Raw genomic sequence first — 14322 nt, forward strand, 5'->3', positions numbered from 1 at the left:
AGATGCGGCGTGAGGATGGGAGCGCCCATCGCCTCAATGAACCCTTGGGCCTGCCAGTTCTCCAGCGCGCCGACAGCAACCAGCCATTGCAGGGCCAGGCGATGCGACACATGCGGCTCGACTATTTCCGCCTCGGCCTGGGCGAGCGCCTCCTCCAGCACGCGCAGCGCGAGCTTCGTGACGCGTTCCATCTGGGCAGGTGCGATTCGCATCCCTGCGTGAGAACATAAGTGGAACATTGTAGTCAACGGCCGTGAGGCGGACCGAGGGCGGCCACCGCCCCGTCACCTCGCGCGCCGCGCTCGCCCCCACGCCTCGCTTGCCTCTTCTTCGTCTCGAATTTTGCATTTTTGGGGCCAGCTCCGCGCCGCTCACAGTGGCTGGGGATCACCCCCCATCGTCGCAAGTCGGTTATCTCGGTTACATGGCAGTGCGATGGCCGAAAAAATGGCGGAAATCTGCGGTTTTCTAGGTAACCCAACAGTGGTTACCCATGGGCAATATCTGTCGGTCAAAACGGTTATGTCATTGAAGTTATTGTATATAAATTACATGGAATATTCCTTTATATAGAGGTTACCAGATAACCGCCGTGTTGCCCTCTGTGTTGCCGAGAAAATGGCTGATTTCCGCCAATGTAACCGAGATAACCGACTTGCGGACCCTACCCGTAAAAGCTGGAAATCGCGCTTATATGCCTAGGCTGCCGCGCAAATCCCACGATCGCGGAGATGCGCTGATGCCCGCGCTTGGCTTTGCGTTTCTTTGCGTGTGGGCAGAAACAAAAATCGGGAGCCTAAGCCCCCGATTGATATGCTTTGAGAATGAGCGCCTCGATCGCTGCGGATCGTTGGCCTGGCTGCGCGTCGATCAAGGCCAAGGCTGGCGCGCTCAGCGTAATGAGCACTTTGCGCTGCCCATCTCCACGTGGTGGGCGTCCTTTGCGAGGAGGCATTTCAGACCTCCGTCACGGTGATGTCGGCCAGGAAATTTTCGACGGTCTGGTTGCAGGCGTCAGCGGCAGCTTGGACCGACGCATAGCCGGCGTCCTGAACATAGGCGTTAATCGCGCTAGCTTCATCAGCGGCGTCGTAGCTAACTTCGATGGCGCCGGCGGTGATCGTAAAAGTCTTGGTCATGTCTATCGCTCCGCTCCGATCCAGCCCTCCGCCGTCTCGATGCATTATGGATATCCAAAATTCACGAATCCAGCAAGGACTATTTTGGATATCCATAATATATCTGGACCGCGTGATAGCACGAGGAAGCAGCTTCGGATCGGTTAGACAGATGGCATGGGAAGCGCCAGGTTTGCGTGGGACGCGAACGGCGAGTTAGCCATATCAAGCCATTAATTTAATTGACTTGATGCACTCCCCCCGCTCCTGCCATCACCACCGCGTGATGGCCATGTGTTGAAAAGAGGCCGCAACCCGTTTGGGATGCGGCCTTTTTCATTGGTTCACCGCCGTTTCACAACCCGCCCGTGGTTCCGCTGGCAGCGCCACCCGTGGTGGTGCCCGCGTGGCCGGCCCGGCTTCCCGTGCTACCCGCCGCGCCGCCGCCCAGGGTCGATCCCCCGGTGGCGCCGGTCATCGCCCGGCCCATCGGATCGACCGGGCTGCGCAGCGTGCTGCCCAGCGCGCTTTGCGCTGTGCCGGTTGCGCCGCCCTGGCCGATCGTGGTGCGGCGGCTGGTGCCAAAGCCGCCGGCCATGCCAGTGCTGTTGAGGCTGGTGGCTGCCGGATCGGCAGGCGTGCCCGGCTGGGGGCGGCCCGTACCGTCGCCGCCGGGAGAGCGCACCGGGCCGATGGCGGGGCTCACCCCGGTCATCGGGCCGATGCCGGCGCCGATCGTCGCCCGGCTGCTGACCCCCGGCGGGGTGCCCGGCAGCGGCGTGCGCGAAGTGGTGTCGGTGGTGGCCTGCTGGCCCATGGCTGGCAGGCTGATGGCGGTGCCCAGGATCAGGGCAGCGGTTGCGGCAATGGCGCGCATGGTCGGGCACTCCTTGAGGATGCGTTTGCTCACCTTAACGGATCAATGCCCGCTCGTATCCGAGTCTTTTACGCTGGCGCGCAGCAGGCGCCTTGGGTGCTAGGCGGCGTGGACCAATTCCACAGCGCCACGGCTGGAGGCAAAAACCGCCAGTTCAAGGAGGCGAGGAGGCGGAATATCGGGAATATTGCGCGACGAGCCGACGCGGGAATGGCGGTTTTTGGTCCAGCCCCAAAGGGGTTGCCCTATAAAAGGCCCTGGCAGCGTTGCTCGGCCTTGCAAGAGGCCCACTCTTGCTTCGTCCTCACGCCTCGCCAGGGCCTTTTATAGGGCAACCGTGGCGTTGTGGAATTGGTCCACGCCGCCTAGCCAGCCTGCACCCTTGCCAAGCGGCGCGCTTGGTCCTAGATACGGCAAACTTTCCGACATCGGAGCCCTGACCTGCCCCTCCCGGACCTGTCCGGGGTGGCGATGGCCCCTAGGCGGAAGGGACGAGATTCATTCAGGCAGCGAAGGCAGCACGGCTATGGCCAAGACCAGCCCCGGCGAATTCTTCAATCAGGTGAAGGCAGAGGCGCGCAAGGTGGTGTGGCCCACGCGCCAGGAAACCACCACCACCGCGATTTTCGTGGGCATCATGATGCTGATCCTGGCGGTGTTCTTCCTGGGCATCGACAGCGTGTTCGGCATGATCGTGCAGTGGCTGCTCAAGCTGGCCTGATCCACAAACCTTCGTACAAGAGACCCACTTATGGCCCGCTGGTACATCATTCACGCCTATTCCGGCTTTGAAAGCAAGGTCCGCGAATCGATCATCTCCGAAGCCGAGCGCATCGGCCTGTCGCAGCTGGTCGAAGCGGTGGAAGTGCCCACCGAAACCGTGACCGAAGTGAAGCGCGGCAAGAAGATCTCGGTCGAGCGCAAGTTCATGCCCGGTTACGTTCTCGCCAAGCTGGCGATGAACGACGATATCTATCACCTGGTCAAGAACACGCCCAAGGTGACCGGCTTCCTCGGCCACAATGGCAAGCCGCAGCCGATTTCCGAAAAGGAAGCCGCACGCTATTTCGGCGCGCGCGAACAGGCCGCTGCCCAGCCGGCCCGCCAGGTTGCCGTCGATTACGAAATCGGCGATTCGGTCAAGGTCAACGCCGGTCCCTTCGCCACGTTCAACGGCGTGGTGGAAGAGCTCGATTTCGACAAGCACCGCGTCAAGGTCTCGGTGTCGATCTTCGGCCGTGCCACCCCGGTGGAACTTGGCTTCGACGAAGTCGAACTGGTCAAGTGATTGCGCGATCATCACCGGCCTGAAGTTTTACGCTCCACCCTGCCGTGATATGTTTGCCCCAGCAAGTCTGGGCGGGGGCGAACATGTCGCGATCAGGATATACAAATATCGTCGTCGAAGTTTACGACTCGGGAGCGGTCAGTGGAAAACATGGGCGTCGGCATATTCGCCCGGCGCCAGGGCAACCATTCCCTCAGTCGTTAGATGTAGAGTGTGCCGCAGAATTAGCGGACGATAATCCAGTCGGCACGCGCTTTGCGATGGACGTGAAGTTAAAATACCGGGAGGGGAAGGGTGAGCACCTCTATTCCTCGTGGCGATGGAAGCCGAAGAGGCTGTCCTAACATCTGCTGTTACGTTGGATGGCGTTATACCTTGCGTTTCCGGCAACGCCTGCTAAGGGCGCCCACTTCGCGGCGGGTTTCGTGCCCGCCCGATTCCGCGCGGTAGAGCAGTTTCGGCCGCTCGTTATCACCGCTTACTCTGCGGGGCACATGCCCCAACAGGATGAAAGGAGGCCATCATGGCCAAGAAGATCGAAGGCTATATCAAGCTGCAGATCAAGGCCGGCGAAGCAAAGCCTTCGCCGCCGATCGGGCCCGCGCTGGGTCAGCGCGGCGTCAACATCATGGGTTTCTGTAAGGAATTCAACGCCGCCACCCAGGAAGTGGAAAAGGGCACGCCGCTGCCGACCGTGATCACGGTCTATGCGGACCGCTCGTTCACCTTCGTGACCAAGACTCCGCCCGCCACCTTCTTCATCAAGCAGGCCGTGGGTATCAAGTCGGGTTCGAAGACCCCGGGCAAGGCTTCGGCCGGTACCATCAAGCGCTCGCAGCTCGAAGAAATCGCCCAGGCCAAGATGAAGGACCTGAACGCGAACAGCATCGAACAGGCCGCCAAGATCATCGAGGGCTCGGCCCGTTCGATGGGCCTGCAGGTTGTGGAGGGCTGATACCATGGCAAAGCAGACCAAGAAGCAGAAGGCCCTCGTCGAAAAGCTCGGCGACAACCAGAAGATCTACGGCGTGGATGAAGCCATCCAGCTGCTCAAGGATCTGAAGAGCGCCAAGTTCGACGAATCGCTCGAAGTGTCGCTGAACCTCGGCGTCGATCCGCGCCACGCCGACCAGATGGTCCGTGGCATGGTCAGCCTGCCCTCGGGCACCGGCAAGGACGTCAAGGTTGCCGTGTTCGCCCGTGGCGACAAGGCCGAAGCGGCTCTGGCCGCCGGCGCTGACCGCGTGGGCGCCGAAGACCTGCTGGAAGACATGCAGGCCGGCAACCTCGACTACGGTCGCGTGATCGCCACGCCCGACATGATGGGCCTGGTTGGCCGCCTCGGCAAGGTGCTGGGCCCCAAGGGCCTGATGCCGAACCCGAAGCTGGGCACCGTGACGCCGAACGTCGCTGACGCCGTGAAGTCGGCCAAGAGCGGCCAGATCGAATTCCGCGTCGAAAAGGCCGGGATCATCCATGGCGGCATCGGCAAGCTCTCGTTCTCGAACGAAGCGCTGCGCGCCAACTTCGACGCTTTCGTCGATGCGATCGTCAAGGCCAAGCCGTCGGGCGCCAAGGGCAAGTATGTCCGCAAGGTCGGCCTGTCCTCGTCGATGGGCCCCGGCCTGAAGATCGACGTTGCCCAGGTGCACGGCAGCTAAGCCGCACGCCGTCAAGGCAAACAGGATTTCGGGGCCGGGAGGGTTTGCCTTCCCGGCCCCTTTCCGTTGGGGCTAGAGCGCGATCGACTTTGACTGCGTCAAAGCCGGCGCTCTAGCCTTTTGATTTTCCGCATTTTCCGAGTCGGCAGGTGATTCCACCTGCCTTGAAAACGCTCTAGGCGCGCGTGCCTGGCTCGCCTAATCACAGGGCTGTGACCGTGTCTTCTGCCTCTCTCGCAGCGCCAGATCCCGATGCCGATCCTTTGGCCCCGCGCCTGGTGGACGAGGCCGAATGCGTCGCCTCGGTCTTGCTGGCGATCCTGGTGGCGCACCATATCGGTGCCACCCATGTCTCGTGGGCGGCATTCACCGGCTACATGGTCATGCGCGGCTATCCGCTGGAAACGCTGCGCCGTGCGCTGCTGCGCATCATCGGTACGGCGCTGGGCGCGCTGGCGTGCCTTGCCGTGCTGGAAAGCCCGCTTGGCGGCAACATGGTGGTGCTGGCCATGGCGATGGCGCTGGCCGGCACGGTCAGCCTCTATGGCGCGATCACCGGGCGCCATGCCTATGCCTGGCTGTTCCTGGGGCTGACCTTCGCGATGATGCTCTACGATCGCGTGGCCATGCCGCTGGCCGATCCGCGGGCCTTTGCGGTGATGCGCATGATCGAAACCCTGGCCGGCACGGCCGCCTGCATGGCCGTGAGCCTGGCGTCGGCATGGACGCTGCGCCGCCGCTGGCCGGCGATTCGCGCACCCAAGCCGCAGGGCGTGGGCTGGCGTCCCGATGCGCTGCTCCACGGCGCGCGGGGCGGCCTGGCCCTGGCCCTGCTGCTCGGCCTGGCCACGCTGTGGGATCTGCCCTCGCTGGTATCGGGCGCGATCACGATCATGGCGGTGATGCTGATTCCTGTGACGGCGGTGGACGGCCCCAATGGCCTGCGCCAAGTCAGCCGGCGGCTGTGGTATCGCCTGCTCGGCTGCCTGGCGGGTGGCGCCCTGGCGGCGCTGGTGCTGGGGCTGGCCGCGCTGCTGCATGGCCCGGCGCGGGCCGCGCTGATGCTGGCAGGCACCGCGATGGGCGTGGCGCTGGGCCGCCATCTGGAAAACGGCAACCACGGGCGCGGCTATGTCGGCACGCAGTTCACCCTGGCGGTGCTGGTCGTGCTGGTGCCCGATAGCTGGGAAGCGGCGCATATCGCCCCCGGCTTTGATCGCCTGGTCGGCATCCTGGTGGGTATGGCCGTGCTCGAACCGGTGCTGCTGCTGGGCGCAGCGCTTTCGCGGGTGCGCACGGCGGTCGTTCCGGCCAATCAGCGCAGCGAGGCAGGCGGGGTCTGAACGCTGGCGCGGGTATAGCATTCCACCACCAGGCTGATCGCTGCGCCATCGGGGCGGCGCAGCACGGCGCGGTGTGACAGCACGGTGCCGGCCGGGCATTCGGCCATGCGGCCGCGCTGCGCGGCCAGGCGCTGGCGCGTGAAATGCAGCGGCGCCACCACGGTGCCGAACGGCGTGTCGGTGCTGGCCAGGGTCTGGTTCATCGCCGGGGTTAGCCGCGCTGGCACGAACCAGTTCTGCGCGTCGGACAGCACGACATTGCCGCACGACAGGCGCACATGGCGATAGCCCAGCGGCGCATCCGCCCTCACACCCAGCGCAGCGCGCACGGCCGCAGGCGCCGCGCGCGGCGTGCGATCGGCCGCGGCATGGATCGTGGCCGGATCAGCCAGGTGCTGCACCGCGCACCATTGCGCCAGGGCCGCCGTGGCGCTGGGCTGGGCGGCGAGCGTCGCTTCCAGCGCCGGCAGGCGCGCTGGCACGCAGCCCGCCAGCGTGGTGCCCAGTAGAGCGGCTACCGCCAGGGTGCGACCGACGATCATGGCGCGGTGCATGGCGTCTTGGCGGCCAGCCAGTCGGTATCGTCGGCAAACGGCGCGGCATCGTGGTTGGCCGGGGCCACGCCTTTCACCGCAGTCTGTTCGAACACTGATGACATGTCGTTGTCGAACTTGGGAATCTGGCGGTTGAGTTCGGCCGCCTGGGCCGCGCTGATTTCCGGCAGCAGCACGCGCCGGCTCATCACCGTGCGCATCACCGTGCCGGTGAGCCCGGCCTTGCGCCAATAGGCGACACCGCCCAGCGAACGGTCCACCGGCTTGGCGTAATAGGTCCAGTCGTGCGCGGTAGCTGGTGCGGGCAGGCGCACCGTCGTGGCCCAGCAGCGAAACGCCGGGTAATCGGTGGCATAGGGCAGCGTCTGGTCCTGGTCGGCGCGGCGGCGCAGGCGATCGGGCGGACTGAAGCCGGCGCCCGGCAGGTAATAGCGATGCGCGCCATCGCCCATGTCTTCCCAATCCATGTCGCCCAGGCCTTGCGCGCTGAGCACCACGGCGCCATGCGCTTCGTCTGCTTCCCACGAAACCTTGTCGGCAACCAGCCAGTTTTCCTGCGCTTCCCAATACTTGCGCAGCGCCCGTTCGGCGTCGACGGCGGGCAGGCTGCTCAGATAGCTGCGGATCACCAGCGCTTCGTCACCGCGCAGGATATGGCGCGCGCGCACTTTGGCACGGGCAGACAGCCCCGCGCTGGCATCGATATCGAGCACCGCCACCATGCGCGGCAGCACCGGTGGCGGCGTGGGCAGCGACAGGATCGGCGCGCCTTCGGCCGTGATCGGCAAGCCCTGGCGCCACGGCGGCGGCAGGATCATCGCCAGCGAGCGATCGCCCAGCCGCGTGCCGTCGAGCAGCATGGGCTTGCCGGCGATGGTCGCGCGCACCACGACATGGTCGAACAGCGCGGCATTGGGCAGGCGATCGGCCAGGCCATCGCCCCCCTTGGTCTGGATCAGCAGCGGCTGCGCCTCGATATCCAGTTCGCGCAGCAGCGCCAGCAGCAGGGCGGTCTTGCCCTTGCAATCGCCATAGCGGCGCTGCCACGTGGTATCGGCATCGGCCGGGGTCAGGTTGGCGCCATCCATGCCGACATAGACATAGCGCACCTGTTCTTCCACCAGGCGCAGCGCGGCTTCGGCGCGGCGGGCGGGATCGGGCGATGCGGCCGCGATCCGCGCTACTTCGGCCTTGAGCGGGCTATTGGCGGCCAGCCGCGCGGCCTTGTCATAGAGAGGGAACAACCGGCGTGAAAAATCGGGCCAGCTGGCATAGTTGGTGAATTCCACCAGGCGGCGCAAGCCATAGCGCGCCGGCGCGCCCTGCGGCACGTCGGCCGGCGGATCAGGGTCGTGCAGTTCCAGCGCGATGCCGTCCAGCTTGCCGCCGCCGGGCAGCGGGGTGGGGGCAAGATCGGGCGTTGTCTGCCAGCGCATCGCCTGGCCCTGCGGCCACGACACGCGCAGGCGGAACGTGCCCGTGGCACTGGCCTGCGGCATGATATAGAGATCGCCGCGCGCATCGCTCAGCGTCGGGTCGCGCGCGGTCAGCGTGGTGGCCAGTTCCACTTCGTCCCCCACTTCCAGTCCGGGGATCTGATAGGCGGCGGTCAGCCGGCCATCCAGCGTGGCCAGTTCCAGGTTCTGCTCGCGCTGCATCACCGAAAAGGTGGCGGTATGCGTCAGATCGCGCATCGCCCCGGCGTGGAACACGCGGAGGCGGTGCAGCACCATGCGCCCGGCATCGGGTGACCAGGTCAGGGTAAGGTTGCCGGCGGCCAGCCCTTGCGGCTTCACGATGCGATAGCGCATCGCGTTGTAGACCTGCAGGCCATCGGGGCCGGCCATGTATTGCGTGTCGCTATAGATCGCGGCGAGCGCGGCATCGGTGGCAGGCGGCGTGGCGGTGGCCGGCTGTGGCGGGGGCAAGACCCAGGGCGCCGGATCGGCCACGATCACCTCGCGCGTGGTGCTGCGCGCGGCTGCGCAGGCGGGGCTTGCTGCCAGGACCATGGCAGACGCCGTTGACAGCCCGGCCGCAATGACCAAGCCCCTGGATATGTTCACGCCGTTCCCCCATGCGGCGCGCCATGCGCCGCCCATCGGCGGGAATAATGCCCCAAGCGCCAGCCAAGTCTAGAGAGATTTCCGTCGCTTGCGGTTAGATCCCGCCGGTCACGCCCTGCCGGCCCAGCGCGGCAAGGCCGGCCATGAGATCGGCCATGCAGGCATCGATAATGCCCTGGTCGGTGGCGCGGATGACGAAATTGGCGCCCACCTTGCCTTCGCGGAAAAACGGGTAGGAGCCGATCTGGCAGCCTTGGTGGGCCTGCTCGGTTTCGCGCAGCAGATCGGCCACTTCGCTTTCGGTCACCCAGCAGCCGATCGTGCCAGACAGCACCGGCAGCCCGCCTTGCAGCGTTCCGGTCAGTGCCGCCAGCATCTCTGCCGCAATGTGCGGCACGCCAGCCAGCAGGTGGATATTGGCCACGGCAATGCCCGGCGCGCCCGACAGCGCGTTTTCGATCAGCGTGGCGCCCGCTGGCACCCGCGCCATGCGCAGCCGCGCTTCGTTCACGCCGCCGCGCGGGCCGTAATAGTCTTCCAGCATCGCGCGGGCGGCCGGGTGGATCACCACCTCCACCCCCAACGCGGCGGCCACCGCGTCCACGGTGATGTCATCATGGGTGGGGCCGATGCCGCCGGTGGTGAACAGGTAGTCGTTGCGCGCGCGCAGCGCGTTCACCGCCTCGACGATCGCGGCCATGTCATCGGCCACCACGCGCACTTCCTTGAGGCGGATGCCCTGGACGTTGAGCCAGGTGGCAACCTGGGCGATGTTCTTGTCGTGGGTCCGGCCAGAGAGAATTTCATCGCCGATCACCAGCAGGGCTGCGGTCCAGATGCGGGCGGGGTCTATGCGGGATGCGTCGCTCATCGGGGCGTATCGATAACGCAATCGGGCGCGGGCGCAAGCGGCTGGGGCGCACGGTCAAAGCGTAGTACGCCATCCTCCAGGGGGTCTTTGGCCAGAAACGCGCGATCGGCGAGGTAATCGTGATTGAGCCGCCAGCGCCGGTCGGTGCTGCTGCGCGGCAGCATGGCTTGCCCACGCAGCAGATAGCCCGAGGAAAACGCGGGCGTATCGTCCATTTCCAGGCCATGGTCTGCCCCCAGCACAGGGGTGGCCACGTGCGTCCCGGTGCGCGCCATGTGGGCGAGCACCCGCGTGGTGAACGTGGCCACCAGATCGGCGCGCAGCGTCCACGAGGCGTTGAGATAGCCGAACACCTGCACCAGGTTGGGCAGGTTCGACAGCATGCAATCCTTGTAGTTGACGTGATCGGCCAGGTTCACCGCCACGCCATCGCGGCTGAGCGCGATCTTGCCGGCCACGGCCAGTTTCAGGCCGGTGGCCTTGACTATCACGTCGGCCGGCAGGCGCTGCCCATCGGCCAGCACCACGCCGCCGGCCTCGATCCGGGCGATGTGGCCAGTGACCACTCTGGCTTGTCCGGCGCGGATCGCGGCAAACAGATCGCCATCGGGCACCAGGCACAGCCGCTGCTGCCACGGGCCATAGGGCGGGGTGAACGCCGCTTCGTTCCAGGCCGGGCCGAGCGCGCGGGCTGCCCGCCGCTTGAGCCAGGCGCCCACCTTGTCGGGCGCGCGGCGGGCGCGGTTGTAGAACCAGGCACCCAGGCGGATGTTGCGCGCCCGCACCAGCCGCGCGGCGAGGCGGGCCGGGAGCACGCGGTGCAGAAGCTGCGCGAGCCGGTCTTGCCGTGGGCTGGCAATGAACCAGGTGGGCGTGCGTTGCAGCATGGTGACCTGCGCCCCGCGCTGCGCCAGTGCCGGCACCAGCGTGGCCGCCGTGGCGCCCGATCCGATCACCACCACCTGCCTGCCCGCCACGTCCAGATCTTGCGGCCAGAACTGCGGCAGCACGATCGGCCCGGCAAAGTCCTGCTCGCCAGCGAGCGGCGGATCGTGCGCGGCATCGTGATCGTAATAGCCCGAGGCCAGCACCAGGAACCGCGCCGTCAGGCGCTGCTCCGCCCCCGCTGCGTCGATCAGTACCAAGCGCCAGCAGGCGGCGGCACTGTCCCAATCCGCCGCCGTCACGCGGGTGTTGCGGCGGATGTGCCGGTCCAGATCGAACAATGAAACGGTTTCGTTCAGATAATCGCGGATCGCCGCGCCATCGGCAATGGCATCGGCGCCGCGCCACGGGGCAAAGCCGAAGCCCAGCGTGTGCATGTCGCTATCCGATCGCACGCCGGGATAGCGAAACAGATCCCAGGTGCCGCCCAGGCTGGCGCGCCGCTCCAGCAGGGCAAAGCGGTGGCCGGGGCAATCGCGGGCGATGTGGGCGGCCATGCTGATGCCGCTGATGCCCGCGCCGATGATCGCCACATCCAGATCGGGCGCGTGTATCGTCATGGCCATGGACGTAAGGCTTTGCCCGGCTTTTGCCAGCACGATTGCGCTTTTCCCGTGCCATTGCCACATAGGCCGCCATGACGATCATTGCCGCGCGCCGCTATGTGCCCGATCCCACTGGCCGCTCGGCCGTCCGCATACCTGGCCCGCTTGCCCTGGGCGACAGGTTCTCCGCCGTGCCCGACGGGGCATTCGACTGGATTGGCCTGTGCGAGCCGTCGCACGAGGAGATGGCGCAGGTGGCCAGTCACTATGGCCTGCATCCCCTGGCGGTGGAAGACGCCCTCAACCCCCAGCAGATGCCCAAGCTGGACCAGTACCAGAAGCACCTGTTCGTGGTGGCGCGCACCGCCACGCTGGAGCCGGGTGAGACGCTGGCTTATGGCCAGACGGCGTTTTTCCTGGGCGCCGATTTCATCATCTCGGTCCGGTTCGGCTCCAGCCGGGCGCATCTGGGCCTGCGGGACAAGCTCGAGGCTGATCCCGAGCGCCTGGCCGAAGGCGCCGACTATGTGCTGCATGCCGTGCTCGATTTCATCGTCGATGGCTATCTGCCGATCATGGAGCGCCTGGAAGCCGTGGCCCACGCCATGGAAGAATCGGCGATCGACGTCTTTCCCGAACAGCAGACGATCCGCCGCATCTTCCGCCTGCGCCGGCAATTGCGCCGGTTCGAGCGGATCATCGGCCCGATGGAGGAAGTGTGCCAGCGCCTGGCCGAATCCCACGTGGCGCTGATCGATCCCACCGCGCGCATCTGGTTTCGCGATGTGCTCGACCATGTGCGCCGCGCCATGGCGCGCCTGCGCGGGTTGAAGAAACGCTGGCCGCGATCGTCGAAACCGCCAGCCTGCTCGAACAGCATCGCCAGGGGGAAATGACGCGTCAACTGGCGGCCTGGGCGGGCCTGCTCGCCGTGCCCACTGCCGTTGCCGGCATCTATGGGATGAACTTCGAGTACATTCCTGAACTCAAATGGCACTATGGCTATTTCTTCGTCTGGGGCGTGATCCTGACGATATGCGGCGGGCTCTATTGGCGTTTTCGCCGGATCGGCTGGCTGTGACCGGCTGATTCCGGCCCGCATCGCGCATCGCCCCCCTCTCGCATAATCCCCTATGCCGGCATCGGCGCAGGCTTAACGCGCCATGGTCCATGCACTGCGAAAGGCCGCGCCATCTGTCGCGCGGGATGATGCAAGGCAAGGGTGGCTCTCACATGTCTGTTTTCGGGTCTTTGCGAATTCGCACCATTTCCCTGCTGGGCACGCTGCTGCTGGCCCTGGCAGCCGTAGGCAGCGCGGCCATGGCCATTTCGGCCACGAGCAGCCTGGGCAGTCGGTTGACCGGAATGTCAACCGACACGGTTCCCACGCTCACCGCGCTGACGCAGTTGCGTGGCATGCTGGGCGATCTACGGCTGACCATCGCCAAGCACATCCTGTCGAACGAACTGACCGAAACCCGCCGCCTCGATGCCGAGTTCGACCAGCGCGTGGCGGATTTCGACAAGGCCCTGAACGACTATCGCGCCTTGCAGGAGCCGACCGGCGATCAGGACGAACTGAACGCCGTGGGTGAACTGCAGCAGATCTTCCACACCTGGGTCAAGGAAGCCCGCCCGGTGCGCGACTATTCGCTGCAAAACCGCAACGACGAAGCCTATAACCAGTTTCGCGACCGGATGAATCCCCTGGGATTGACCATGGGCAAGCGCATTGCTGGCCTGGCCACGCGGAATGCCACGCTGGCCAAGGCAGACACCGCAGCGGGCGTGGCCCAGGCAGACCGTCTGCGGTCCATGGCCGTGGGGGCGGGTGTGCTGGCCGTGATCGTTGCTCTGGGCGTCGCCCTGCTGTTCCGGTTGCGCGTGTCGAACCCGCTGATGCGCCTGTCCGAGGCGATGCAGGACATGGCATCGGGGCAGATCGATCGCAGCATCCCGGGGCATGAGCTGACCGACGAAGTGGGCGAGATTGCCCGTGCGCTGGAAGGGATCAAGGATTTCGTGGCGCGGCGGGCGGCGCGTGCGGGGGAAGAACGCATGGCGGTGCAGCAGCAGGTGGTGGGCGCGTTGGGCGCGGGGCTTGCCTCGCTGCGCGAAGGGCGCCTGCAGCACCGCATCACCGAAACTTTCCCCGGCGATTACGAGCAGCTGCGCGTCGATTTCAACCAGTCGATGGCGACCTTGGCCGATGCCCTTGGCCAGGTGACCCAGGCCGCGCAGGGCGTGCGCGTGGGTGCCAGCGAGATCGCATCGGCCAGCCACGACCTGTCGAGCCGCACCGAAAACCAGGCCGCCGCGCTGGAAGAATCGGCGGCTGCCGTGCGCCAACTGAGCACCACCGTGGCGCAGACCGCGCAGACCGCCAAGGACGCCAGCGACACCGCGCGGCAGACCCGCCATGAGGCGCGTGCCAGCGGCGAGACGATGACCCAGGCCGTCTCGGCCATGGAAGACATCGCCAAGTCGAGCAACCGCATGCAGGAAATCGTCGCGCTGATCGAAGGCATCGCGTTCCAGACCAACCTGCTGGCGCTCAATGCCGGGGTGGAAGCGGCCCGCGCCGGGGACGCTGGCAAGGGCTTTGCCGTGGTTGCCAGCGAAGTGCGCAGCCTGGCGCAGCGATCGTCCGAAGCGGCCAAGGAAATCACCGCGATCATCCGCGAGAGCGATCGCGACGTGGGCAATGGCGTGCAGATGATCGGCGAAACGCAAAGCGCGCTGGGCCAGATCGTGGAGCGCACCTCGCGCCTGTCGGAAATGATCGAGGCGATCGCCCGCTCGGCCGAAGAGCAGGCCGGCGCGATCGGCCAGGTCGATACCGTGGTATCCGACATGGACCGCATCACCCAGGCCAACGCCGCGCTGGTGGAAGAAGCCACGGCCGCCTCGCGCAGCCTGTCGAACGAAGCCAATGCCCTGGGCCAGCTGGTTGGCCAGTTCGACCTGGGCACCGGCCATGCGCCCGCCGGCCATACCCGCCTGGCGGCCTGAGCCAGCTGTGCAACTAATCGGGTGACATTCACCGCCCTTGCG

Annotated in this window: 13 protein-coding genes and 1 pseudogene; 7 read left to right on the top strand and 7 right to left on the bottom strand. The window is 65.9% G+C overall.

Features of this window, described 5'->3' with window-relative positions; genetic code table 11:
* From C8K14_RS17440 to C8K14_RS17450, 3 genes are all read right to left on the bottom strand, one after another.
* On the bottom strand, positions 1-191 hold a 191-nt coding region (locus tag C8K14_RS17440), incomplete at its 3' end, for a hypothetical protein (RefSeq protein WP_133726870.1).
* A 765-nt stretch (positions 192-956) separates the two neighbouring features.
* The gene (locus C8K14_RS17445) at positions 957-1139 is read right to left on the bottom strand and encodes a hypothetical protein (protein WP_107717972.1); all 183 of its coding nucleotides are present in this window, start codon (positions 1137-1139) and stop codon (positions 957-959) included.
* 334 nt (positions 1140-1473) lie between these two features.
* The gene (locus C8K14_RS17450; protein WP_062787784.1) at positions 1474-2028 is read right to left on the bottom strand and encodes a hypothetical protein; all 555 of its coding nucleotides are present in this window, start codon (positions 2026-2028) and stop codon (positions 1474-1476) included.
* Between the two features lie 493 nt (positions 2029-2521).
* Between C8K14_RS17450 and secE the strand changes: the two genes are divergently transcribed.
* The 5 genes from secE to C8K14_RS17475 all read left to right on the top strand — a co-directional run bounded on the left by secE (position 2522) and on the right by C8K14_RS17475 (position 6287).
* Complete coding sequence (gene secE / locus C8K14_RS17455; protein WP_022675304.1) at positions 2522-2716, top strand: preprotein translocase subunit SecE; 195 nt, start codon at positions 2522-2524, stop codon at positions 2714-2716.
* 30 nt (positions 2717-2746) lie between these two features.
* Entirely contained in the window at positions 2747-3283 is a 537-nt protein-coding gene (nusG, locus tag C8K14_RS17460) for a transcription termination/antitermination protein NusG (protein ID WP_022675305.1), read from the top strand.
* Between the two features lie 523 nt (positions 3284-3806).
* Positions 3807-4238 (top strand): 50S ribosomal protein L11, encoded by a 432-nt coding sequence (rplK, locus tag C8K14_RS17465; protein WP_022675306.1) that lies wholly within the window; start codon positions 3807-3809, stop codon positions 4236-4238.
* Between the two features lie 4 nt (positions 4239-4242).
* On the top strand, positions 4243-4944 hold the full coding sequence (gene rplA / locus C8K14_RS17470; protein ID WP_022675307.1) for a 50S ribosomal protein L1: 702 nt from the start codon (positions 4243-4245) through the stop codon (positions 4942-4944).
* Between the two features lie 218 nt (positions 4945-5162).
* Entirely contained in the window at positions 5163-6287 is a 1125-nt protein-coding gene (locus tag C8K14_RS17475) for an FUSC family protein (RefSeq protein WP_107718086.1), read from the top strand.
* Here the strand turns inward: C8K14_RS17475 and C8K14_RS17480 are convergent.
* The 4 genes from C8K14_RS17480 to C8K14_RS17495 form a co-directional block, all read right to left on the bottom strand.
* On the bottom strand, positions 6260-6841 hold the full coding sequence (locus tag C8K14_RS17480; RefSeq protein ID WP_107717973.1) for a hypothetical protein: 582 nt from the start codon (positions 6839-6841) through the stop codon (positions 6260-6262). The genes C8K14_RS17475 and C8K14_RS17480 overlap by 28 nt on opposite strands.
* Positions 6826-8853 carry a DUF3857 domain-containing protein gene (locus C8K14_RS17485; protein WP_158271951.1) on the bottom strand — a complete coding sequence of 676 codons (2028 nt, stop codon included), beginning with the start codon at positions 8851-8853 and terminating at the stop codon, positions 6826-6828. Before C8K14_RS17485 ends, C8K14_RS17480 begins: the two co-directional genes overlap by 16 nt.
* A 148-nt stretch (positions 8854-9001) precedes the next feature.
* Positions 9002-9778, bottom strand: coding sequence for a molybdopterin-binding protein (locus C8K14_RS17490; protein WP_107717977.1), 777 nt, complete (start codon positions 9776-9778; stop codon positions 9002-9004).
* Positions 9775-11283, bottom strand: coding sequence for an NAD(P)/FAD-dependent oxidoreductase (locus tag C8K14_RS17495; RefSeq protein WP_107718088.1), 1509 nt, complete (start codon positions 11281-11283; stop codon positions 9775-9777). The genes C8K14_RS17490 and C8K14_RS17495 overlap by 4 nt, the downstream gene beginning before the upstream one ends.
* Positions 11284-11513: 230 nt before the next feature.
* On the opposite strand from C8K14_RS17495, the pseudogene C8K14_RS17500 reads away from it, so the two are divergent.
* A pseudogene (locus tag C8K14_RS17500) lies at positions 11514-12349 on the top strand (magnesium and cobalt transport protein CorA).
* Between the two features lie 152 nt (positions 12350-12501).
* Complete coding sequence (locus tag C8K14_RS17505; RefSeq protein WP_158271952.1) at positions 12502-14280, top strand: methyl-accepting chemotaxis protein; 1779 nt, start codon at positions 12502-12504, stop codon at positions 14278-14280.
* The last annotated feature ends 42 nt before the right edge of the window (positions 14281-14322 follow it).

Origin of the sequence: Novosphingobium sp. GV079, assembly GCF_003058045.1 — a bacterium.
GTDB lineage: Bacteria > Pseudomonadota > Alphaproteobacteria > Sphingomonadales > Sphingomonadaceae > Novosphingobium > Novosphingobium capsulatum.